Raw genomic sequence first — 20937 nt, 5'->3', positions numbered from 1 at the left:
TTGCGAAATTTGCCAGGAAAGGACCGTTCCTAGCACGCGGGGTTGACAAAGGCGACCGTTTCGGCTCTTGACAGCGAACCGGCACGTGCCGCACTTTGTTGCTGAGGACGGAACAACGTGCCTCATCCGCAACAACGCCTGTCACTCCGATGCCCGCGTGTCCTTTGTGGACTCTCCAGGGCAGGCAGGAGGTACCCCGCACCATGCCCTCAGGACCCCGCGTCGTCGTGATCGGCGCCGGCATCGTCGGCTGCGCGCTCGCCGATGAGCTCACCGAACGTGGTTGGACCGACCTCATCGTGCTGGACCAGGGCGACCTGTTCACCACCGGCGGGTCGAGTTCGCACGCGCCCGGGCTGGTCTTCCAGACCAGCGCCTGCCGCACGATGACCTCGTTCGCCCAGTACACCGTCACCAAATACGGCGCGCTCGAACTCGACGGGAAGCCGTGCTTCCGGCCCGTCGGCGGGCTGGAAGTGGCCACGACGCCGGAGCGGCTCGCCGACCTCGAGCGACGGCACGGCTGGGCGACCGCGTCGGGCGTCGAAAGCAGGCTGATCGAACCGGCCGAATGCGCCGCGCTGCATCCTCTGCTCGATCCGGCCAAGGTGCTCGGCGGGTTCCACATCCCCTCCGACGGGCTGGCCGAACCCCTGCGGGCGGCCGAGGCGCAGGCCCGCCGCGCGATCGGGCGCGGGGCGAAGTTCCTCGCGCGCCAGAAGGTCGTCGGAATCGAACGCTCAGGCGGCCGGGTCACCGGCGTCACCACCGGGACGGGGAGCTTCCGCGCGGACATCGTGCTCTCGTGCGCCGGGATGTGGGGCCCGTTGCTCGGCGACCTGGTGGACCTCGCGATCCCGCTGGTCCCGATGGCGCATCAGTACGCACGCACCAGCCCGCTGCCGTCACTCGCCGGGGTGACCGAGGCGGCCACCCGGCCGATCCTGCGGCACCAGGACGCCGACCTCTACTTCCGCGAACACGTCGACCGGATCGGCATCGGCGCGTACGGGCACCGGCCGATGCCATTGCCCGCCGAAGAGATCGGAGCGGGCGAGGGCATGCCGTCGGAACTGGCGTTCACCCCCGAGGACTTCGAGCCGTCCTGGGCCGCCGCCGTCGACCTGCTGCCATCGCTGGGTGAGACCAAGGTCGAGGAAGGCATCAACGGCCTGTTCTCCTTCACCCCGGACGGCATGCCGCTGCTGGGCGAGCATCCGGACCTCGACGGGTTCTGGGTCGCCGAAGCCGTCTGGATCACGCATTCGGCCGGGGTCGCGCGGGCCGTGGCGGGGTGGCTGGTCGACGGTCGGCCCGACGCGGATCTGCACGGCTGCGACCTCGCCCGGTTCGAGCGGGTGCAGCTGGCCACGGACTACGTCATGGCGCGTAGCTGCCAGAGCTTCGTCGAGGTCTACGACGTCGTCCATCCCTTGCAGCCCATGGAAGAACCGCGGCCGCTGCGGACAAGTCCCTTCTACGAGAGGCAAGCGGAACTCGGTGCGTACTTCCTCGAAGCGAGCGGCTGGGAACGGCCGCACTGGTACGAGGCGAACTCGGATCTCCCGGAGGTCGATCTCATCCCGGAGCGCAACGACTGGGCCGCGCGGTACTGGTCGCCGATCGGCGGTGCCGAAGCACTGGTCGCACGGCAGCGGGTGGCGATGTTCGACATGACGTCGCTGAAACGCGTCGAGGTCACCGGGCCTGGCGCGTTGCCGTTCCTGCAGACGATGACCACGAACCAGCTCGACAAGAAGCCCGGTTCGGTCACCTACACGCTGTTGCTCGACGAGGACGGCGGCGTGCGCGGCGACCTGACCGTCGCCCGGCTCGGCGCGGAGCGGTTCCAGGCCGGGCTCAACAGCCCGATCGACATCGACCGGCTGCGGAGGCATCTCCCCGGCGACGGCGCCGCGCAGATCCACGAGACGACTCCGGGCACCTGCTGCATCGGCCTGTGGGGCCCGCTCGCCAGAGCGGTACTGCAACCACTGTCCACAACGGACTTCTCGCACAAGGCGATGGGGTACTTCAAGACGAAGCAGGCGTATGTCGGCCAGGTGCCGGTGACCGCGATGCGACTGTCCTATGTGGGCGAACTCGGCTGGGAGCTGTACACGAGCGCGGACCTCGGCCGACGGCTGTGGGACACGCTCTGGGAAGCCGGGCAGGCATACGGGATCATCGCCGCCGGACGGGACGCCTTCTCCAGCATGCGCTTGGAGAAGGGATATCGGCTGTGGGGCACGGACGTCACCGCCGAACACGATCCGTACGAGGCCGGGCTCGGTTTCGCCGTGCGGATGGACAAGGGGTACTTCATCGGGCGCGACGCGCTGGCGGGCCGCTCGGCGGACACGATCACCAGGAAGCTGACCTGTCTCACCGTCGACGATCCGTACTCCGTCGTACTCGGCAAGGAACCGGTGTACGCCGACGGCCGTCCCGCCGGATACGTCACCAGTGCCGCGTACGGCTACACCGTCGGCAAGAACATCGCGTACGCCTGGCTTCCGGTGGAGTTCGCCCAGCCGGGCAGGCCAGTGGAGATCGAGTACTTCGGCGAGCGGATCCCCGCGGTCGTGGCGCGTGAACCGCTGTTCGACGCCGACATGAGCCGGATCAGGAGCGCCGCATGAGTCATTACGACGTCATCGTCATCGGCCTCGGCGGGATGGGCAGCGCGGCCGCGTACCGGCTCGCCCGGCGAGGACAGCGAGTGCTGGGCATCGACCGGTTCGCACCGGTGCACAACCTCGGGTCCAGCCACGGCGGCTCGCGGATCACCCGGCAGGCGTACTTCGAGGATCCCGCGTACGTCCCGCTCCTGCTGCGGGCGCACGAACTGTGGGACGGCGTCGAACGCGACTCCGGCCGGAAGATCTTCACCCGCTGCGGCGGGATCATGCTCGGCGGCCCCGATTCGCGGACGGTGGCGGGCAGCCTGGCCAGCGCCCGGAAGTGGGGCCTGCCGCACGAACTGCTGGACGCGGCGGAGATCCGTCGCCGGTTCCCGACGATGACTCCGGCGGACCACGAAATCGCGTTGTACGAGGAGAACGCGGGGTTCGTGGTGCCGGAAGGCAGTGTGGCGGCCCATCTCCAGCTCGCCGCACGGGCCGGCGCAGAGCTGCACCATGAGGAGCGGGTCCTTTCGTGGCGGCAGACTTCCACCGGTGTCCGGGTCGGGACGTCGCAGAACTTCTACACGGCGGAACAGCTGGTGATCTGCCCCGGCGCGTGGGCGCCGGAACTGCTCGCCGGACTCGGGATCGGTTTCACCATCGAACGCCAGGTCCAGTACTGGTTCGCACCGTCGGGAGAGGTGGAGCCGTTCCGCGCCGGACGTCATCCGATCTACGTCTGGGAAGGCGAGAACGGCCGCCAGTTCTACGGATTCCCCTCGCACGACGACGCCGGGAGCGTGAAGGTCGCGTTCTTCCGCGGCGGCGAGACGTGCACGCCGGAGACCATCGACCGGACGGTGCACGCCGAGGAGGTCGACGAGGTTTCAAGTTTCGCCGGGCGGAAGATGCCGTCGCTGCCCGGCGCGTTCCTGCGCGCGGCGACCTGCATGTACACGAACACCCCCGACGAGCATTTCGTCATCTCCCGCCATCCCACCCGCGAACGCGTGGTGGTCGCCTGCGGCTTCTCCGGGCACGGCTTCAAGTTCGTCCCGGTGGTCGGCGAAATCCTTGCCGACCTGGTCGTGGACGGCACGACCGAGCATCCGGTCGCCCTGTTCGATCCCGCCCGGTTCGCCGGAGTCCCGAGATGACGAGTCTCATCCCGACGCTGGGCGGCGGCTATTACACCGATCCCATGATCTTCGCGGCCGAGCAGGAGAAGATCTTCGAGCGCAAGTGGTTCTGCGCGGTCAGGGCGACGGATCTGCCGTCGGCGGGTGACTTCAGGACTGTCCGGATCGGACGGGAGAGCGTGATCGTCAGCCGGGGGCGGGACGGCGGCCTGCGGGCGTTCCTCAACGTCTGCCGCCATCGCGGCGCGCGGCTGTGCACCGAGGAGTCGGGCACGGTGAAACGCGCGTTCCAGTGCCCGTACCACGCGTGGACCTACGGGCTCGACGGGAAGCTGATCGCGGCGCCGAACCTGGCGAAGCTCCCCGGCATCGACCGCGCCGAGTACGGACTGCACGCCGTGCGGCTGCGGGAATGGCTGGGCTACGCGTGGGTCTGCCTCGCCGCGGACCCGCCGTCGTTCGAGGCCGACGTCGAGGGCGCGGTGCGGGAACGGCTGGGCGATCTGGAATCGATCGAGCGCTACGGCCTCGACCGGCTCTCGGTCGGCCGCCGGATCACCTACGACGTCAAGGCGAACTGGAAGCTGATCGTCGAGAACTTCATGGAGTGCTACCACTGCGCGACCATCCATCCGGAGCTGACCGAGGTGCTGCCGGAATTCGCCGGCGGGTACGCGGCGCAGTACTACGTCGGGCACGGCGCCGAATTCGGCGAGGACGTCGACGGGTTCACCATCGACGGCGGTTCGGGTTTCGACCGGCTCGACGGCGTCGCGACCGAACAGGACAGGCGGTACTACGCGATCACCATCCGGCCGCAGGTGTTCGTGAACCTGGTGCCGGACCACGTGATCTTCCACCGGTTGTACCCGCTCGCGCCGGACCGGACGGTCGTCGAATGCGACTGGCTCTATTCCGAGGAGGTGGTGGCCTCGGGCCGGGACGTGTCACGCTCGGTGGAGTTGTTCCATCGCGTCAACGAGCAGGACTTCGGCGCTTGCGAACGCTGCCAGCCCGCGATGGCGTCCCGTGCCTACCGCGGCGGCGGGGTGCTGATGCCGTCCGAGCACCACATCGGCGAGTTCCACTCCTGGCTACTCACGCATTTAGAGGACGAAACGCGGTAGTTGCGCACACAAGGACCGCATCCAGAGGACTAATTGCGAGGCAGGTGAGTGGCGATTCGTGCTCTGACCCGAATCGCCGCTCACGACCATCGCGCCTGACCAGGGCCCAAGGCGTCCCTCGTCGCATCAATAAGCGCGAAGGAGGGAGGTGGCCAGCGCGGCGGTCTCGACACCGGCGACGCCGTCGAGAACGTGCCAAGGCGCGAGCCAGCCCGTCGCGGCGAGTTCGTCGTAAACCACCGAGCACCGTTTCTGAAGCGCGTCGTCGGTCTCGAAGGAATCCCGCGCGCGGTCGGCGTCGCTCTCCGCGCGGCGCTGCGCGCGACCGGCGGCGACGTCCGCGGTGACCCGGAGCAGCAGATGCGCGGCTGGCACCGGCAGGCCGAACCGGTCGATCTCGAGTTCCTTGAGCCAGCGCACGAACTCGCCGTCCGCACCCTGGTGGAGCCGGGCGGCACCGTACGCCGCGTTCGACGCGACATACCTGTCGAGCAGTACGACGTCGTGTTCGCCGAGACGAGCGCGGATCTCGTCGGCCGCGCCCCGCCGGTCGAGCGCGTAGAGCATCGCCATGCCGTAGACGGAATCGGCGAGGTCGCCGTGGCCGCGGTGCAGCGCTTCCTTCACGAGGTCGGCGTGCACGCTTTCGCCGTAACGCGGAAAAGCGATGGACGCGACGCTCGCCCCGGCCGCGTTCAGCGCGCCGGTCAGCGCGTCGGCGAGGGTGCGCTTGCCGGCGCCGTCCAGACCTTCGATCACCACGAGTCGTCCCACGGGCCCAGAATATGACCAGCACCGCGAAGTGGTTCGCTCGAGGGCGGGGCATGGCTGGAAAGCGCCGTGGTCGACCGGCGGGCCAGACGGGGTCAGCACACGTCCGGCCCACCGGTCCGCTAGGGGACGCGCCTCTTCGAGTGCAGGAAGAAGCCGGCGACACCGATGAGGAGCAGGCCGCCGAAGATCAGCAGCGGCACGAAGCCGGTGTCCTGCGCGTCGGGCGCGGGGCCGCCGTCGCCGCGGGGCATCACCTGGGCGTTGTAACCGCCGGCCTTGCCCTCCTGGGCGTACGGCGAGTTCGCGAGCAGGTCGCCGTACCGGCCGGAGACCGTCTTCTGGTACTCCGCGAGAGTGACCGAAGCACCGGCCGCGGAACCACTGACGCCCGAGTCGAGCAACGTCACCCGGCCGTCGCGCAGCGCGTACCAGGCGTCGACCTGGGGTTCGTGGAGCAGTGCCGCGCCGGCGGGCAGCCGCCGGGCCAGTGCGCTTTCCCGGTCACCCGAAGCGATGTTGCCGACGCGCCAGGCGCCGTCGTCGCCACGGACCGACCAGATGGTCGCGGTCTGCCCGTCGGACGCCGTCACCGGGACCGCCACGTAGGCGAGCCGTCCGGCGACCGTGCCGTCACCGGCGACGAAGTCCCTCGAAAGCTCGTAAACCGGGAAGGATTCGTCGATGACGCTGACCGACGGCGTTTGACTCGCATCACTCGTCCGAGTGAAGAAGCGACCGATTTCGACACGCAGCGTGGGGTCGTCCGCAACCGCCTTCGCGGCCGCGAGATCTTCACTCGACAGATGGTCCGCGCGCGCTCCGGGCGCCGAGACCAGCAGCGCGACCGCGACCAGCCCGGCAAGCCCGAGGAAACGCCGCGCGCTCATCGCCGGATCCCGGAGAGCGTGTGGGTCCAGGTGAAGGACTTGTTGCCGGCGTAGAAGTCGTAGGTCGACCAGTGGTGGCGGCTCCCGGTGGGCAGTGGATCCCCCCACGAGATCCACTTCCGGCCGGCGTCGGCGCCATAGAGCACGTGCATGTGACCGCCGCCCGCGGCCCAGCCGACCCGCGTCTGGACCGGCTTGCCCGCACCGGTCTGCGCCTGGACGGCCGCGTAGGAGATAGGGCCCTTGACGTAGTCCCCCGGAGCGGAGAAGCCGAGCTTGCCGAAGGCGCGCCGGACGTCGCCCAGCGTTCCCGGCTTGTCGGCGCACTCCCGGCGTCGCTCGTCGTGGGCGATCCGGCAGAATTCGTTCTGAGTGAGGGTCACGCCGTGGTGTGCCGCGACGGTGTTGCCGGAAGCCACCCAGCACCACTGGGACTTTTCCTGCACCTGCATGGCGACGGGGTTCCGCTGGGCGGGCGGTGAGGGCAGCGCGCTCGCCGGGGTCTGTACCGCGAGCCACGCCACGAGACTCGCGGCGCCCGCGGCGCAGACCCTCCTCGAGAACTCAGGCACGACGGGCCTCCTGGTCACCATGGCGAACCAATGTGGTCACAACGGTGAACAGCAGGCTCACACAGAGCAAGATGGGCACCCGGCGGAACGGACCGTTCCGGGGCGTTTCCACACCCCGGAACGGTCACTCTTCCGGGGTCAACCACCCCGAACGGGGGACGTAGTGTTCACAGTGCGCTGCTACCGTGAACGTTCCGCGGTGTTCACGCTCAGCGCACACACTGGTCTGGTGAAGGGACGAGCGGTGACACGAGACGGTGCTGATGCGTCCTCGGCGGGAAGGCTTGCCTCGGACGTGGACACCCCGACGATCATCGACGGCACGCGTCGTCAACCGTTCGAATCCCTGCCGAAAGAGCTCGTCGAGGCTCTGCGCAGCGGCGAGTTCCACCACGCCCTGCGCCAGGCGATCGCCTATCGCGGCCTCTCGCTGGCCCGGCTCCGGGCCCACCTCGGGCTCCGCGGCGTCCAAATCGGACAGTCGACGCTGAGCTACTGGCAGCGCGGATTGCGCCAGCCGGAGGTACCCAAGGCACTCCCGGCGGTCCGCGCGCTGGAATCGGTGCTGCAACTGCCCCCCGACGCGCTCGTCGTACTGATCGGGCCGCGGACGGCGCGGGCTCGCGGGCACCAGATGGCCGCTTCGTTCCACGACATCCGGTCCGGCGACATGGGCTCGATCGTCGACCAGCTGCTGGCCGAACTGGGCGCGTACCCGTCCTCCAACCGCTACAACGCCGACCTCGAAATGCTCGCGGTACACGACACGATCACCTTCGACGCCGCGCACCGGCAGGTCGGCCTCCAGACCCGGCTGGTGTGCCGGGCACGGCGGCACGGCCCGGACCGGTACGTCACCGTCTACAACGGCGACCCCGGCTGCAATATCGGCGACGTCGACCTGATCACCGCCGAGGGCTGCCGCGTCGGCCGGATCCGGCGCAACGCCGAGGCCGAGACGATGGCCACCGAACTGCTCTTCGACCGGAAGCTCGCCGAGGGCGAGATCCACGTGTTCTGCTTCGAGGTCCGCGACGATTCCGGCACCGCGTCGCCCGGCTACTTCCGGATGTTGCGGGACCAGTGCTCGAGCTATCTGGTGCAGCTCAAGTTCGCGCTCGGCGCGCTGCCCGCCCGCTGCACGCGGCAGTTCCGGACCCGCGACGACGCCGTGCCCGTCGAGTCCGAGGAGTTGCCGCTCGACATGGGCGGCGTGACGAGCGGTTTCTTCAGCGACGCCGGGCCGGGGCTGGCCGGCATCGAGGTCGAGTGGCGCTAGCGCGTGCCATGAACGGTCCGTTACTTGCGAATTTCGCAAGTAACGGACCGTTCATGGCAGCCGTCAGTACCGGTAGTGGTCGGTCTTGAACGGACCTTCGACGTCCACGTCGATGTACTCGGCCTGCTCCTTGGTCAGCTTCGTGAGCTCACCGCCGAGCGCGTCGAGGTGGATCTTCGCGACCTTCTCGTCGAGCTTCTTCGGGAGACGGAAGACCTCCTTGTCGTACTCCTCGTGCTTGGTGAACAGCTCGATCTGCGCGATCACCTGGTTGGAGAAGCTGTTCGACATCACGAACGACGGGTGCCCGGTCGCGTTGCCCAGGTTCAGCAGACGGCCCTCGGACAACACGATGATGCTCTTGCCGTCCGGGAAGACCCACTCGTCGACCTGCGGCTTGATGTTGATCCGCCGGATGCCCGGGTAGCGCTGCAGGCCCGCCATGTCGAGTTCGTTGTCGAAGTGGCCGATGTTGCCCAGGATCGCCTGGTGCTTCATCTGAGCCATGTGCTCGACGAGCACGACGTCCTTGTTGCCGGTCGTCGTGATGATCATGTCGGCCTCGCCGAGGACGTTCTCCAGCTTCTTGACCTGGTAGCCGTCCATCGCCGCCTGCAGCGCGCAGATCGGGTCGATCTCGGTGACGATCACCCGCGCGCCCTGGCCGCGCAGCGATTCCGCCGCGCCCTTGCCGACGTCGCCGTAACCGCAGACGACCGCGACCTTGCCGCCGATGAGGACGTCGGTGCCGCGGTTGATGCCGTCGATCAGCGAGTGCCGGATGCCGTAGCGGTTGTCGAACTTCGACTTGGTCACCGCGTCGTTCACGTTGATCGCCGGGAACAGCAGCTCGCCTGCCGCGGCGAGCTGGTAGAGCCGCAGCACGCCGGTGGTGGTCTCCTCGGTGACCCCGCGGATGCCTTCGCCGATCTTGGTCCACTTGCCGGTGTCGGCCGCGACCGAAGCGCTCAGCAGCTGGAGGAACACGCGGAACTCGTCCGAGGTGTTCTCGTCCGGCGCGGGGACGACGCCTGCCTTCTCGAACTCGGTTCCCTTGTGCACCAGCATGGTGGCGTCGCCACCGTCGTCGAGGATCATGTTGGGACCCTCTCCGTCCCAGGTCAGCATCCGCTCGGTGCACCACCAGTACTCCTCCAGCGACTCGCCCTTCCAGGCGAACACCGGAACGCCCTTGGGCTCCTCGGGAGTGCCGTGCGGGCCGACGACGATCGCCGCGGCCGCGTGGTCCTGGGTGGAGAAGATGTTGCAGGAGGCCCAGCGCACCTCGGCACCCAGTGCGACGAGGGTTTCGATCAGGACCGCGGTCTGTACCGTCATGTGCAGCGAGCCCGCAACCCGGGCTCCCCGCAAGGGATACACCTCGGCGTATTCGCGGCGCAGCGCCATCAGGCCCGGCATCTCGTGCTCGGCGAGGCGGATCTCCTTGCGGCCGAATTCGGCGGCCTCGAGATCGGCGACGGCGAACTCGATGCCGTTGCGGGTCTCGTGCCGCTTGGCAACGCTTTCGGGGGTCATATGCGCGCTTCCTCCAAGGTTGGATGACATCGGAACAGTACCGTTGTCGGCTCAGTCCCCACTGAACGGTTTGGAGGCCTTCACCGTGGTCATGCCGGGTCCCGACACCCGCGTCGTCGAAATACGCGTACCCGGGCTAGTGGGCACGAGCGGTGAAAGCCTGCTGGATTCGACGTCGGTGGTCGACGTCGCGGGCGACGGGATCGGCAGGCTGATCCGGCCGTCGGACCGGCTGCGCCGTCCCGCTCCCGGTCCGGTACTGCCCGCGCTCGGCCGTTCGATCCCGCGCATCCTCGAAGGCTACCTGTGGAGCGGGATGACCTCCGGTGGCGCCGCGAAGGCGACCTGGGCGCTGCTGTTCCCGTTCTCGCTGGCGAACGTCGCGCATTGGATGCTGCCGCCGGTCCCGGAGGGCAGGCGGTCCGCGGCGGTGCTCGGCGCGGTTTGCCGGGGGCTGCTGCGGGTGGCCTCGCTGCTGCTGACGATGTTGCTGATCAGCCAGCTCGCGGTGGTCTCGCTCGACCTGTTCGCCGCGCAGTGCCTCGCCCCCGGTTCGACCTGCCTCGCAGGGGCGCCGTCGTTCCTGCGGGACTTCGCACCGCTGCGGATCGCGATCGGGGTGCTTCCGCTGCTGGTGCTGATCTTCGTGCTCGACCGGATCCCGTCCTCGGACTGGCGGTCGCGGAACAGGCTGCACCGCGCCCACAGTTCGAGCCCGCTGCAACCGCAGGATCTGCCGCGGACGCCGGGCCTGCGCACGCTGCACACCGTCGCCGCCTTGACCTGTGTCGCGCTCCCGTTGCTCGGCGGGCCGTTCCGGCTGCCGACGGCGACGTTCGACCTGATCGTCTGGATCTGCGCGCTGGCGCTCGTCTTCGCCGCGCTGGTGGCCTCGACGGTCGGTTTCTCGGCCGGGCCGGTGATCCGGGGCGGGGTGATCGCGGTCGCCGTCGTCCTGGTCGGGATCGCCGTCGTGCGCCGGACACCGCTGCCCGCGGGTCTGCCGGGCGGCGGGCTCGGCGGAGCGGACGGGACGGTCGAGGCGCTGGGCGCGGCGATGGTCGCGGTGACCGTGCTGTTCGCGCTGGTGCTCGCCCCGGCGGCCCTGCTCGGCCGGCCGGCCTGGAAGCAGCTGCCGCACCGGTTGCGGCCCTGGCTCGGAGGCTGGGCGGCGGCGCCGGTCGTCGCGCTGGCAGGCCTGCTCGGCGGCGGTTTCGGCGCGGGACTCGCGGTCGCGCTGCGGCAGCTGGTCGGCGCGACCGATCTCCGGCTGCCCGACACCTATTCGCTGGTGACCGTGCTGTGGGGCGCCGGGCTCGCGCTCGCCGTCGTACTCGGCGTGCTGGGCTTCGCGGTGGCCGTCCCGCTGCGCCGGTTGCGCCGCGGCGTCCCGAAGATCGTCGCGCTGATGGAGATCGACAAGGCACAGGAAGAGGAAGCCGCGGGGGCTTGGGCCCGCGCTTCGTGGGAACGCAAGCATCTGCACCATCTCGCGCTCACGGTGGCGCTGGCGATGGCGGCGGGCGGCGGCGCGCTCCTGGTGCTGCGCTTCGGTTTCGGCCCGCTGCCCGACTGGTTCAAACCGATTTCGGCGATCGGCGTGTTCGCGCTGGGCGCGATGGCGGCGGGACTGCTGCGTGTCGTGTTCGCCGCCGCGACGACCCCCAAGCGCAGCCGTCACCTCGGCGCGCTGGCGGATCTCGTGTGCTTCTGGCCGCGTGCCGCCCATCCGACCGTGCCGCCGAGTTACGCGCTCAGGGTCGTCCCGGAACTCGCGGACCGGGTCAAGGAGCATCTGGCCGATCCGGGCACGCGCGTCGTGCTGTCCGGGTACAACCTCGGCAGCCTGCTGACCGTGCTCGCCGCGGCGCGGGTGATCGCCGATCTGCCGCCGGAAGACCGCGACCGCGTCGGACTGCTGACCGCGGGCTCACCCCTGCAATGGGGCTATCAGCGCGCCTTCCCCGCGATGCTGCCCCAGGAGCAGCTCGCCGGGTTGTACGCGGATCTCGACGGGCGCTGGCGGGCGCTGTGCCGCGGCACGGACATCTTCGGCGGCGGCGTCACGACGTGGCGGCATCGCGTGGTGTCCGGAAAACTGCTGGGCGACGGCTACCTGCCCGGCGGCGGAACGGGGCCGCTGGCCGCCAAGGCCGACGAGCAGGGCGTCCTGGTGCTCGGCGGCGACCACTGGCTGCCCGACCCGATGCGCGGGCCGACCGGACGGCACCGCTGGGCGCCGGGCGTCCTCAAGCACACGGACTACGTCGTCGACGCCGAATGGGACAACGCCGTCGCGATGGCCGCCGGTCTCGGCCGTCCCCGCCCGACGAACTCCAGGGGTGAGCAAGGCTCGCTGTTCGGGGACTTCCCGCAAATGCGCTGAAGGCCCCCTTCACGAGGAAGAGGGCCTTCAGACATCGGCTAGCTTCAGTTGGTCTTGCGACGCACGCGCAGCAGGACCAGGACACCGGCACCGGCCAGCACCAGCAGGCCACCGGCCCACAGCAGCCAGGCGTTGTCGAAACCGGTGTCCGCGAGGCCGCCACCGTTGCCGCCGTTACCGCCGACGTTCGGGGCGGGCACCGCGGTGCCCGACGGAGCGGAGGTCTCGGACGGCTTGTCCGTGGTGGTCGGAGCGGTCGTCGGCGGCTTGGCCGTCGAGGTCTTCGTCGGCTCGGTGGGCTTCGGCTGCTCGGTCGGCTTGGTCTTCTTCTCGCCACAGGCGAACCAGTGGCTGATGTCGGCCTGCTTGCCGCCACCGTTCATCGGCGAGCGCAGCTTCTCCCACGGCGGGGTCTCGGCGAGACCGCGCTTGCCGGGCTCGTAGATGTTGTAGCCGTCGCCGCCCTTGACCACGATCGCGGTGACGGTGACACCTTCGCCGACCGCGGTGATGTTGAGGTACTTGTCCTTCTCCGTGCCACCGGTGAAGGTCAGGTCCTTCGTCGAGATCTCGGTGCCCGGCAGCTTCGCCTTTTCACAGGTGCTGACGTTCTTCGGGGTCGGGATGGCGCGGGGGTCGTCGGTGTGGCACGCCAGCGCGGTGCCCGTGACGCCGAGCAGGGCGGCGGTGGCCAGCGCGACGACGGTGGCGGCGGAGCGGACACGCCGTCCGGTGATGATCTGCATTCAGAGCTCTCCTGTACCGATCGGGGGACAAACGAGCAAAGCGTGGTGCCTCTTTGGAGGGATGAAGGTCAACTCGCGGTAGGGCTGCACGAGTCCCGTTCACCCATCAGGGGGAGACAGGGACCGGACGCTATCGCACACCGATTTCACACGGAAACCGGGGCCCCCGACAAAGCGGCCCACCATCCACAAAGGAATGGTGGGCCGCCGAAACGAGAATGATCAGTCCGAAACGGACGTGGGGACCTCGCCCTTGTTCTGCTTGCCGAGCAGCGAATTGCGACGGCTGTAGGCGAAGTAGATGACGACGCCCAGTGCCATCCAGGCCAGGAAGCGCAGCCACGTCAGCACGGTCAGGTTCAGCATCAGCCAGATACAGGCGACGATCGCCAGGATCGGGACCAGGGGGACCCACGGCACCCGGAAGGCACGGGGCAGATCGGGCCGGGTCTTGCGCAGCACCAGCACGCCCGCGGAGACCAGAACGAAAGCGAACAGTGTCCCGACGTTGACCATCTCCTCGAGTTTGTCCGCCGGGAAGAACGTCGCGGCGACCGCGACCAGTCCGCCGACGACGATGGTCGCCCGCTTCGGCGTGCCGTGCTCCCCGGTCCTCGAGAGGCTGCGCGGCATCAGGCCGTCACGCGACATCGCGAAGATGATCCTGATCTGGCCGAGCATCAGCACCATGACGACGGTCGTCAGACCGGCGAGGGCACCGACGGAGATGATGTTGGCCGCCCAGTCGACGCCGTTGGCCGCGAACGCGGACGCGAGCGTCTTCTTGCCGCCGTCACCCGCCGAAGTGGCGAGTTCCTTGTAGTTCACCATGCCGACGACCACGAGCGACACGGCCACGTACAGCACCGTGACGATGGCGAGCGAGCCGAAAATGCCGCGGGGCACGGCCTTCTGCGGATTGCGGGTCTCCTCGGCCGTGGTCGCGACGATGTCGAACCCGATGAACGCGAAGAACACCAGCGACGCCGCGGCCAGCAGGCCGAAGACGCCGAACGAACTACTGCCGCCCCCGGCGACCAGCGAGAACAGCGACTGGTCGACCCCGGTGGACGCCGATTCCCCGGCGGACTGGCCCTCCGGGATGAACGGGGTGTAGTTCGAACCCTTGATGTAGAAGATGCCGAGCACGATCACGAACAGCACCACGGCGACCTTGATCCCGGTGATCACCATGGAGAAACGCGACGACAGTTTCGTGCCGACCGCGAGCAGCGTGGCCAGTACGAGCACCACGAGCAAGGCGCCCCAGTCGATCGGGATCGGGCCGAGTTCGAACGTCGTCTTCGTGCCCTTGCCGAAGATGTAGGAGAGCACGGTTTCGAGGTAGGCGGACCAGCCCTTCGACACCGCGGCCGCGCCGACGGCGAGCTCCAGGATGAGGTCCCAGCCGATGATCCACGCCATGAACTCGCCGAACGTGGCGTAGGAGAACGTGTACGCGCTCCCTGCCACCGGGACGGTCGACGCGAATTCGGCGTAACAGAGGGCGGCCAGCGCGCAGGCGATGGCCGCGAACACGAACGCGAGCGAGACCGACGGCCCCGCGAAGTCACCCGCCGTGCGCGCGGTGAGGGTGAAGATCCCGGCACCGATGACGACGGCGACACCGAAGACGGTCAGATCCCACGCGCTCAGGTTCCGCCTGAGCTTCGACCCCGGCTCGTCGGTGTCCGCGATGGACTGTTCGATGGTTTTCGTACGCCACAGACCGTTTCCGGGCACCCTTGACCTCCTACACCTGACTGCGGTTCAAGGGACCCTATCGCCCGGCGGTGACGGCAGCGCGGTGGGAGAGCAACGAAGTACCGGGAGGTCGGGGCGGTGATCGGCGGTGTACGGACAGTTGCCCCGGACCGCACACGCGTGACTGGAGCCGGATCACGCGTGTCTCCGGCCGGATGTGGGAGTTCGGCCCCCGATCACGCGAGTTCGGTCTCCAAGCACGCGAGTTCGGTCTCCAGTCACGCGAGTTCGGCTTACCCATGCGAGGAAAGGTCCTTTCCTCGCGAATTTCGCGAGGAAAGGACCTTTCATGACACGGAAACGTGCGAAAGCGACAGGGGCAAGGCTCAGGCCAGCGCGCGGTCCAAGTCCGGCTCCAGGTAGATCAGCGTCGCCGTCGGCACCTTCGCGCGAACACGCGCTTCGGCGTCGTCGATGGCCTGTGCGATGTCAGCGGTGTCCAGCCCGGGTACCAGCGCGAGCTTCGCGGCCACCAGCATCTCGTCCGGGCCGATGTACAGCGTGCGGATGTGGATGACCCGCTCGACCTTCCCGGCGGCGAGTTCGTCGACGATCGCGTCGAGGTCGGTCTCGGAGGCGCCTTCGCCGATCAACAGGCTCTTCATCTCGATGATCAGGATGATCGCGATGATGCCGAGCAGCACGCCGATCGTGACGGTGCCGATGCCGTCCCACACCGGGTTCCCGGTGACGACCGACAGCCCGACACCGGCGAGCGCGAACACCAGGCCGAACAGCGCGCCCGCGTCCTCCAGCAGGACCACCGGCAGCTCAGGCGTCTTGGCCTGGCGGATGAACGCCCACCAGCCCGCGTCGCCCTTGATCTTCTTGGACTCCTGGATCGCGGTGTAGAAGGAGTAGCACTCCAGCCCGATCGCGACCACGAGGATGCCCACGGCCACCCACGGCGAGGTCAGCGCCTCCGGCTCGCTGATCTTGTGGATGCCCTCGTACAGCGCGAACACCGAGCCGAGGCTGAAGAGCATCAGCGCGACGATGAACGAGTAGAAGTACCGGTCCCGCCCGAAGCCGAACGGGTGGGTGCGGGTCGCCTTGCGCTGCGAGGTCTTCTGCCCGAGCAGCAGGAGACCCTGGTTCGAGGTGTCCGCGAGCGAGTGCACGGACTCGGCGAGCATCGAGGACGATCCCGTGATGAGGAAGCCGGTGAATTTCGCGACCGCGATACCGGCGTTCGCCACGAGCGCGGCGATGATCGCCTTGGTTCCGCCACCTGCAGACACGTGCAACTCCCCAATGGTGTCCCGATATGCCGGGTTCGAAGGCTAGCAGTGCAGATGAGCCCGTACACGGCGGGCGGGACAGGTCACAGAATTGTCGGGCCTCCTCGCTAGTCTCGCCCCTCTCATGACCTGGGGAGGTGCCCGTGCCGCGATTCGGCGTGCTCGGACCGTTGATGATCGAAAGCCCGGCCGGGCGGCGGACGACGCCGCGCGGCGATCACCAGCGTGCCCTGCTGGCCGTCCTGCTGCTGAACGCGAACTCGCCCGTCCCGGTCGACGCCCTGGTCGAGGCCCTCTGGCCGGAGACGCCGCCGAAGTCGTACTCCTCGAATCTGCACACGTACGTCTCCCGTCTGCGGGCCCGCTTCGAGGGGCTGGAGATCGAGCGGGATCCGCATGGTTACCGGCTGGTGGTCGAGCCCGGCGACCTCGATCTGCTGTCCTTCCGCGAAGCGGTCGCGGCGGGGAAGGCCGCGGCGCGGGCCGGCGATCCCGCGGCGGCCGCCGGGCACTACCGCCGGGCGCTGGCGGAATGGCGCGGGCCGGTCCTTTCCGGACTGCACCTCCCCCGGCTCGACGCCGACGTCGCCCGGCTCGAGTCGGAGCGTCTCGCCGCTTTCGAAGACTGTGTCGACGCCGAACTGTCCGACGGCAGGCACGGCGAGCTCACCGGCGAACTCCAGGCGATGATCACCGAACATCCCCTGCGCGAGCGGCTGGCCGCGCAGCTGATGATCGCGTTGCACCGCGCCGGGCGGCAGGCCGATTCGCTGGCCGTCCACCGCGATCTGCGCGCCACCCTCGTCGAGGAGCTGGGTGTGGAACCCGGCGCCGAGGTCCGCCGTGTGCACGCCGCCGTGTTGCGCGGGGAGGATCCGGCGCCGTCGGCCAAGCCGGCGCCGGTCTTCCCGATCTGCCAGCTGCCGCCGGACATCGCGGATCTCGCGGGCCGCGAGAACGAGATCGCGAAACTCTCCGGGCTGCTAGGCGACGCCGCGGGGGTCCCGGTCGCGGTGATCACCGGCCAGCCCGGCGCGGGCAAGTCCACTCTCGCGGTCAGCACCGCGCACAGGCTCCGCCGGTCCTTCCCCGACGGGCAGCTGTTCGTCCCGCTGGCCGGCGCCTCCACCCCTCGCGACCTCGCCGCCGTCCTCGGCGACCTGTTGCGCGCGCTGGGCGTCACCGGCCCGGCCATCCCGGACGATGTCGAGGCCAGGGCCGCGGTGTATCGCGGCCGACTCGCCGATCGGCGGGTCCTCGTGGTGCTCGACGACGCCGCGAGCCCCGATCAGGTCCGCGCGCTGCTGCCGGGAACCCCGGGCAGCGCCGTCCTGATCACCAGCAGGCGGCGGCTTTCCGGGCTGGCCGGGGCGGATCGCCTCCACCTCGCACCGCTGTCCGGTACCGAGGCGATGGCTCTGCTGGCGCGGCTGGCCGGGCCGGACCGGGTGGCCGCCGAACGCGCGGACGCGGAGCGGATCGCCAAGGCCTGCGGCAATCTCCCGCTGGCGCTGCGGATCGCCGGCAGCAGGCTCGCCATGCGGCCGGGTCTGCCGCTCGGAAAGCTCGCCGGGAAACTGGAGGACGAGGTTTCGCGCCTCGACGAACTCCGGGTCAGCGATCTCCAGGTGCGCGGCAGTATCGCGTTGAGTTACCAGGCGCTGAGCCCGGCGGCGCGGCGCGCGTTCCGGTTGATCGGCCGCTGCCGCACCCTCGACCTTCCCGCGTGGGCGGTGTCGGCCCTCATTCACAACACCGCCGACAACACCGCCGACAGCGCCGACGAGGCCATCGACGAACTCGTCGAGGCCAGCCTGCTCGAAGCCACCGGTCTCGACCCGACGGGTGAGCAGCGGTTCCGCGTGCACGACCTGGTGCGCGTGTTCGCCACGGAACTCGGCCGGGAGCTGGAGACCCGCGCCGAGCGGGTGGCCACCGTCGCGAAGGTGTCGGACGCGGCGCTGTGCCTCGCCGACACGGCGGCCCGCCGCCTGCCGAGGACGGTACCGATGCCGCTGTCGGATCACGATGTCCCCGTGCAACCCCTGGCGGACGAGCTGGTCGAGCGGCTGCTGCGCGATCCCGGCACCTGGTTCTCGGTGGAGCGGGCCAACCTGGTCGCCGCCGTCTCGTCGTTGTGCGCCGTCGGCTGGCGGCGAAAAGCGTTGCGGATACTGGAAAGACTGAGCACGTACCTCTACTTGCACAGTCACTACACCGATATGCGGACGGCGTACGAGACGTTGCGCGACGCCGCCCGTGAGGCGGGTGACAGACACATCGTGGTCATCGCCGAGGCGAATTTGGCGGTGTTGCTGCATGTTCGCGGCGAGTACGAACGCGCCGTCGAGGGTCACCGCGCTTGTTCGAAGGAATTGGCGGAGCTGGGCGACCTGTCCACGCGAGCGTGGGTGGAGACCAATCTGGCGCACAGCCTGGTCGGGCTCGGCCGGGCCGGGGAATCGCTGCACGCCGCGACCCAGGCCCGCGAACTGTCCACTGTGGAGGATTCCGGAACCCATGCCAGGCGGGCGGAATCCGCCGCCCTGCACAGACTGGGCAAGATCTCCGAAGCGCTGGAGATCGATCGCCGAATCCTCGCCCAGGCGCGCGAAAGCGGCGACGAGCGCCAGCTCGGTGTCGCTCTGCAAGGACTTTCGTGGTCGCTGATGCTCGACGGGCACCCGGAGGAGGCCTTGGAGACGATCGAGGACTCGGTCCGGGTCCTGCGCCGGACAACGGCTAAATCGGCACTGGCGAAGTCGTTGCGCACCCAGGGCGCGATCCTCGCGGGCGCCGGACGGCGTGACGGCGCGGTGAAGGCCTACGAGAACGCGCGGCGGCTGGCCGGAGCCCTCGAGGAACGGCCGAGGGAGCTTTCCTGCACGCGGGCGATCGCCGCGAGCTGGATCGGCGACGGCCGGGCCGATCGCGCGATCCCTGTATTGCGCCGTTGTCTCGACGAATTCCGTGCCATGGGCGGGAAACCCGCGACAGGCCTCACCCTGCACGTGCTGCGCAGGGCGTACGAGGCCGTCGGGGAAACGAAGGCGGCCGAGGCGGCGGGCGAAGAGGCGAAGCGATTGGAAGTCCCCCACGACGCCAACGCTTCGACCCTCGTCCGGTTGCTGTTGTCGCTCACCGAACCCGCCCCGGCCTGACCGAGCGGTGCCCGACCCCTCAGACGGGCACCACCCGGAAATCACCATCGGTCCGGAATCACCGAGCGGCGAGCCGCGGTGCACGCCGTCCGGCGGAGAACCAGGCCGGCGTGATCACCAGCGCGGCGGTGAGCAGCGAGACGAGCACGGTCACGGCGGCGGGTCCGAGCGCGGTGGGACGCGCGGAGACCGGCACCCGGTAAGCGCGTCCGCTCGTCGCGTCGGGATGGGAAGTCACTACTGCTGCTCCTCGGCTGTCGACGTCCGGGACGAGCCGACGCCAAGCGCCGGGTCACCCCTTCGGGCGATAGTTGCGGAAGCCGCCACACGGAACGCACACAGTTAGCCCAAGCCCGCCCGCGTTTAGTCCTCTGGATGCGGTCCTTGCGCGTGCAAGGACCGCATCCAGAGGACTAAACGCGAAGGGTCAGCAGGTGCCGGCGGTGGCGCGGAACACCTGGGTGCGCTCGCCGGAAAGCGGCCGCACGCGGACGGCGGGGTCGGCGGCCGGGAGCCACACCGACTGGCCCCGGCGGAGTTCGACCTGCTCACCGTCGTCGGCCGTGACCAGCAGGCCACCGGCGGTGCACAGCAGGATCTGCGGGCCGACGTCGTGGACGGCGACCTCGTCGCCGTCCCCGGCCTCCCATTCGATCCGCGACAGCTCGAATTCCGGCGCGTCGGTGCGGTACACCGAGAGACGATCCTCGCGCTCGCCGCTCTGGACTGGCATCTCGCCGCACGCGAAGTCGACGACGCGGAGCAGCTCCGGCACGTCGACGTGCTTGGGGGTCAGTCCGCAGCGCAGGATGTTGTCCGAGTTCGCCAGGATCTCGACGGCGGTGCCGTGCAGGTACAGGTGCAGGTTGCCGGCGGGCAGATAGATCGCCTCACCCGCGCTGAGGGTGAGCCGGTTCAGCAGCAGCGCCGCGAGCACTCCCGCGTCCCGCGGATGCGCTTCGCCGAGACCGAGAATGGTCCGGCATTCGATGTCGAACTCGCCGCGTTCCTGGATGTGCTTCACACACGAATCGAGGACTTCGGGCAGCAGTTCGTCGAGCGCGGCCTGCGGCAGCGTGATCCAGGTGGTGAACAGCGCGCGCAGCCCGGCCGGATCCGGCTGGGCTTCCAGCAGCACCGCGTACTTCGCCAGCCCGGGCGTTTCGATCGCCTTCAGCAGCGACATCGTGCGTTCCGGGTCGCGGAAGCCCGCGAGCGCGTGGAACTCGGTCAGCGCGCAGACGAGTTCCGGCTTCGCCGTCGGATCCGGGTAGTTGCGGTTCGAGGCGTCGCGCGGGATCCCTGCCGACTCCTCGCGCGCGTACCCTTCCGCCGCCTGCGCGGCCGACGGGTGGGCCTGCATGGAAAGCGGCTCTTCGGCGGCGAGGATTTTCAGCAGGAACGGCAGCCTGCCGCCCCAGCGCTCGGCGCAGGTCGTGCCGAGCTGGCCGACCGGATCGGCTTCGACGAGCTCCAGCAGGCTCCGCTCGGTGCCGTCCGGGCCGATGACGTGGGACGGGTCGCCGGGGTGGGCGCCCATCCACAGCTCCGCCTCCGGATGCGGCGCCGGCACCGGTCGCCCCAGCAGCTCGGGGATCGTCGTTCTCGATCCCCACGCGTAGGGCCGCACGGCATTGCGCAGCAGCTCCACTGTCACCTCAACTCCTCGCCGGGCACGGGTGGTGCCGGCCCTCATTG

Annotated in this window: 15 protein-coding genes; 6 read left to right on the top strand and 9 right to left on the bottom strand. The window is 69.3% G+C overall.

The window, feature by feature from the left end:
* The first annotated feature begins 203 nt into the window (after positions 1 to 203).
* Genes ACZ6DT_RS09030 through ACZ6DT_RS09020 form a run of 3 tightly spaced genes read left to right on the top strand, consistent with a single transcriptional unit; the run spans position 204 to position 4893 of the window.
* Complete coding sequence (locus ACZ6DT_RS09030; protein ID WP_465590975.1) at positions 204 to 2642, top strand: GcvT family protein; 2439 nt, start codon at positions 204 to 206, stop codon at positions 2640 to 2642.
* Positions 2639 to 3784: an N-methyl-L-tryptophan oxidase gene (solA, locus tag ACZ6DT_RS09025; RefSeq protein WP_465590972.1), complete on the top strand. Its 1146-nt coding sequence runs from the start codon at positions 2639 to 2641 to the stop codon at positions 3782 to 3784. The genes ACZ6DT_RS09030 and solA overlap by 4 nt, the downstream gene beginning before the upstream one ends.
* Positions 3781 to 4893, top strand: coding sequence for an aromatic ring-hydroxylating oxygenase subunit alpha (locus ACZ6DT_RS09020; RefSeq protein ID WP_465590969.1), 1113 nt, complete (start codon positions 3781 to 3783; stop codon positions 4891 to 4893). The genes solA and ACZ6DT_RS09020 overlap by 4 nt, the downstream gene beginning before the upstream one ends.
* Before the next feature lie 126 nt (positions 4894 to 5019).
* Here the strand turns inward: ACZ6DT_RS09020 and ACZ6DT_RS09015 are convergent, their stop codons facing one another.
* From ACZ6DT_RS09015 to ACZ6DT_RS09005, 3 genes are all read right to left on the bottom strand, one after another.
* Positions 5020 to 5655 (bottom strand): dTMP kinase, encoded by a 636-nt coding sequence (locus tag ACZ6DT_RS09015; RefSeq protein ID WP_465591833.1) that lies wholly within the window; start codon positions 5653 to 5655, stop codon positions 5020 to 5022.
* 131 nt (positions 5656 to 5786) lie between these two features.
* Positions 5787 to 6554 carry a hypothetical protein gene (locus ACZ6DT_RS09010; protein ID WP_465590967.1) on the bottom strand — a complete coding sequence of 256 codons (768 nt, stop codon included), beginning with the start codon at positions 6552 to 6554 and terminating at the stop codon, positions 5787 to 5789.
* A complete protein-coding gene (locus tag ACZ6DT_RS09005; RefSeq protein ID WP_465590964.1) occupies positions 6551 to 7126 on the bottom strand; it encodes a papain-like cysteine protease family protein in 576 nt (191 codons plus the stop codon). Before ACZ6DT_RS09005 ends, ACZ6DT_RS09010 begins: the two co-directional genes overlap by 4 nt.
* A 244-nt stretch (positions 7127 to 7370) precedes the next feature.
* Between ACZ6DT_RS09005 and ACZ6DT_RS09000 the strand changes: the two genes are divergently transcribed.
* Positions 7371 to 8405, top strand: coding sequence for a hypothetical protein (locus tag ACZ6DT_RS09000; RefSeq protein WP_465590962.1), 1035 nt, complete (start codon positions 7371 to 7373; stop codon positions 8403 to 8405).
* A gap of 63 nt (positions 8406 to 8468) precedes the next feature.
* Here the strand turns inward: ACZ6DT_RS09000 and ahcY are convergent, their stop codons facing one another.
* Positions 8469 to 9941, bottom strand: coding sequence for an adenosylhomocysteinase (gene ahcY / locus ACZ6DT_RS08995; protein ID WP_465590959.1), 1473 nt, complete (start codon positions 9939 to 9941; stop codon positions 8469 to 8471).
* 91 nt (positions 9942 to 10032) lie between these two features.
* Between ahcY and ACZ6DT_RS08990 the strand changes: the two genes are divergently transcribed.
* A complete protein-coding gene (locus ACZ6DT_RS08990; protein WP_465590956.1) occupies positions 10033 to 12327 on the top strand; it encodes a hypothetical protein in 2295 nt (764 codons plus the stop codon).
* Between the two features lie 44 nt (positions 12328 to 12371).
* Here ACZ6DT_RS08990 and ACZ6DT_RS08985 read toward each other — a convergent pair whose 3' ends face one another.
* The 3 genes from ACZ6DT_RS08985 to ACZ6DT_RS08975 all read right to left on the bottom strand — a co-directional run bounded on the left by ACZ6DT_RS08985 (position 12372) and on the right by ACZ6DT_RS08975 (position 16078).
* Complete coding sequence (locus tag ACZ6DT_RS08985; RefSeq protein ID WP_465590953.1) at positions 12372 to 13073, bottom strand: LPXTG cell wall anchor domain-containing protein; 702 nt, start codon at positions 13071 to 13073, stop codon at positions 12372 to 12374.
* Positions 13074 to 13295: 222 nt separating this feature from the next.
* Positions 13296 to 14816: an amino acid permease gene (locus ACZ6DT_RS08980; protein WP_465590950.1), complete on the bottom strand. Its 1521-nt coding sequence runs from the start codon at positions 14814 to 14816 to the stop codon at positions 13296 to 13298.
* A gap of 347 nt (positions 14817 to 15163) precedes the next feature.
* Entirely contained in the window at positions 15164 to 16078 is a 915-nt protein-coding gene (locus ACZ6DT_RS08975; protein ID WP_465590947.1) for a cation diffusion facilitator family transporter, read from the bottom strand.
* Positions 16079 to 16221: 143 nt separating this feature from the next.
* On the opposite strand from ACZ6DT_RS08975, the gene ACZ6DT_RS08970 reads away from it, so the two are divergent.
* On the top strand, positions 16222 to 19239 hold the full coding sequence (locus ACZ6DT_RS08970; protein WP_465590944.1) for an AfsR/SARP family transcriptional regulator: 3018 nt from the start codon (positions 16222 to 16224) through the stop codon (positions 19237 to 19239).
* Positions 19240 to 19297: 58 nt separating this feature from the next.
* Here the strand turns inward: ACZ6DT_RS08970 and ACZ6DT_RS08965 are convergent, their stop codons facing one another.
* Both ACZ6DT_RS08965 and manA read right to left on the bottom strand, forming a co-directional pair.
* Positions 19298 to 19477 carry a hypothetical protein gene (locus ACZ6DT_RS08965; protein ID WP_465590941.1) on the bottom strand — a complete coding sequence of 60 codons (180 nt, stop codon included), beginning with the start codon at positions 19475 to 19477 and terminating at the stop codon, positions 19298 to 19300.
* A 189-nt stretch (positions 19478 to 19666) separates the two neighbouring features.
* Positions 19667 to 20890: a mannose-6-phosphate isomerase, class I gene (gene manA, locus ACZ6DT_RS08960; RefSeq protein WP_465591830.1), complete on the bottom strand. Its 1224-nt coding sequence runs from the start codon at positions 20888 to 20890 to the stop codon at positions 19667 to 19669.
* Between the last annotated feature and the right edge of the window lie 47 nt (positions 20891 to 20937).

The organism is Amycolatopsis sp. NPDC041971 (genome assembly GCF_055588925.1).
The sequence above is the reverse complement of the archived record's forward strand: the minus strand, read 5'-3'. Positions and strand labels throughout refer to the sequence as shown.

Bases quoted from the DNA above. Each gene is read 5' to 3' on its own strand.
- ACZ6DT_RS09030 (WP_465590975.1), top strand. From the start codon at position 204: ATGCCCTCAGGACCCCGCGTCGTCGTGATCGGCGCCGGCATCGTCGGC.
- solA (WP_465590972.1), top strand. From the start codon at position 2,639: ATGAGTCATTACGACGTCATCGTCATCGGCCTCGGCGGGATGGGCAGC.
- ACZ6DT_RS09020 (WP_465590969.1), top strand. From the start codon at position 3,781: ATGACGAGTCTCATCCCGACGCTGGGCGGCGGCTATTACACCGATCCC.
- ACZ6DT_RS09010 (WP_465590967.1), bottom strand. From the start codon at position 6,554: ATGAGCGCGCGGCGTTTCCTCGGGCTTGCCGGGCTGGTCGCGGTCGCG.
- ahcY (WP_465590959.1), bottom strand. From the start codon at position 9,941: ATGACCCCCGAAAGCGTTGCCAAGCGGCACGAGACCCGCAACGGCATC.
- ACZ6DT_RS08990 (WP_465590956.1), top strand. From the start codon at position 10,033: ATGCCGGGTCCCGACACCCGCGTCGTCGAAATACGCGTACCCGGGCTA.
- ACZ6DT_RS08985 (WP_465590953.1), bottom strand. From the start codon at position 13,073: ATGCAGATCATCACCGGACGGCGTGTCCGCTCCGCCGCCACCGTCGTC.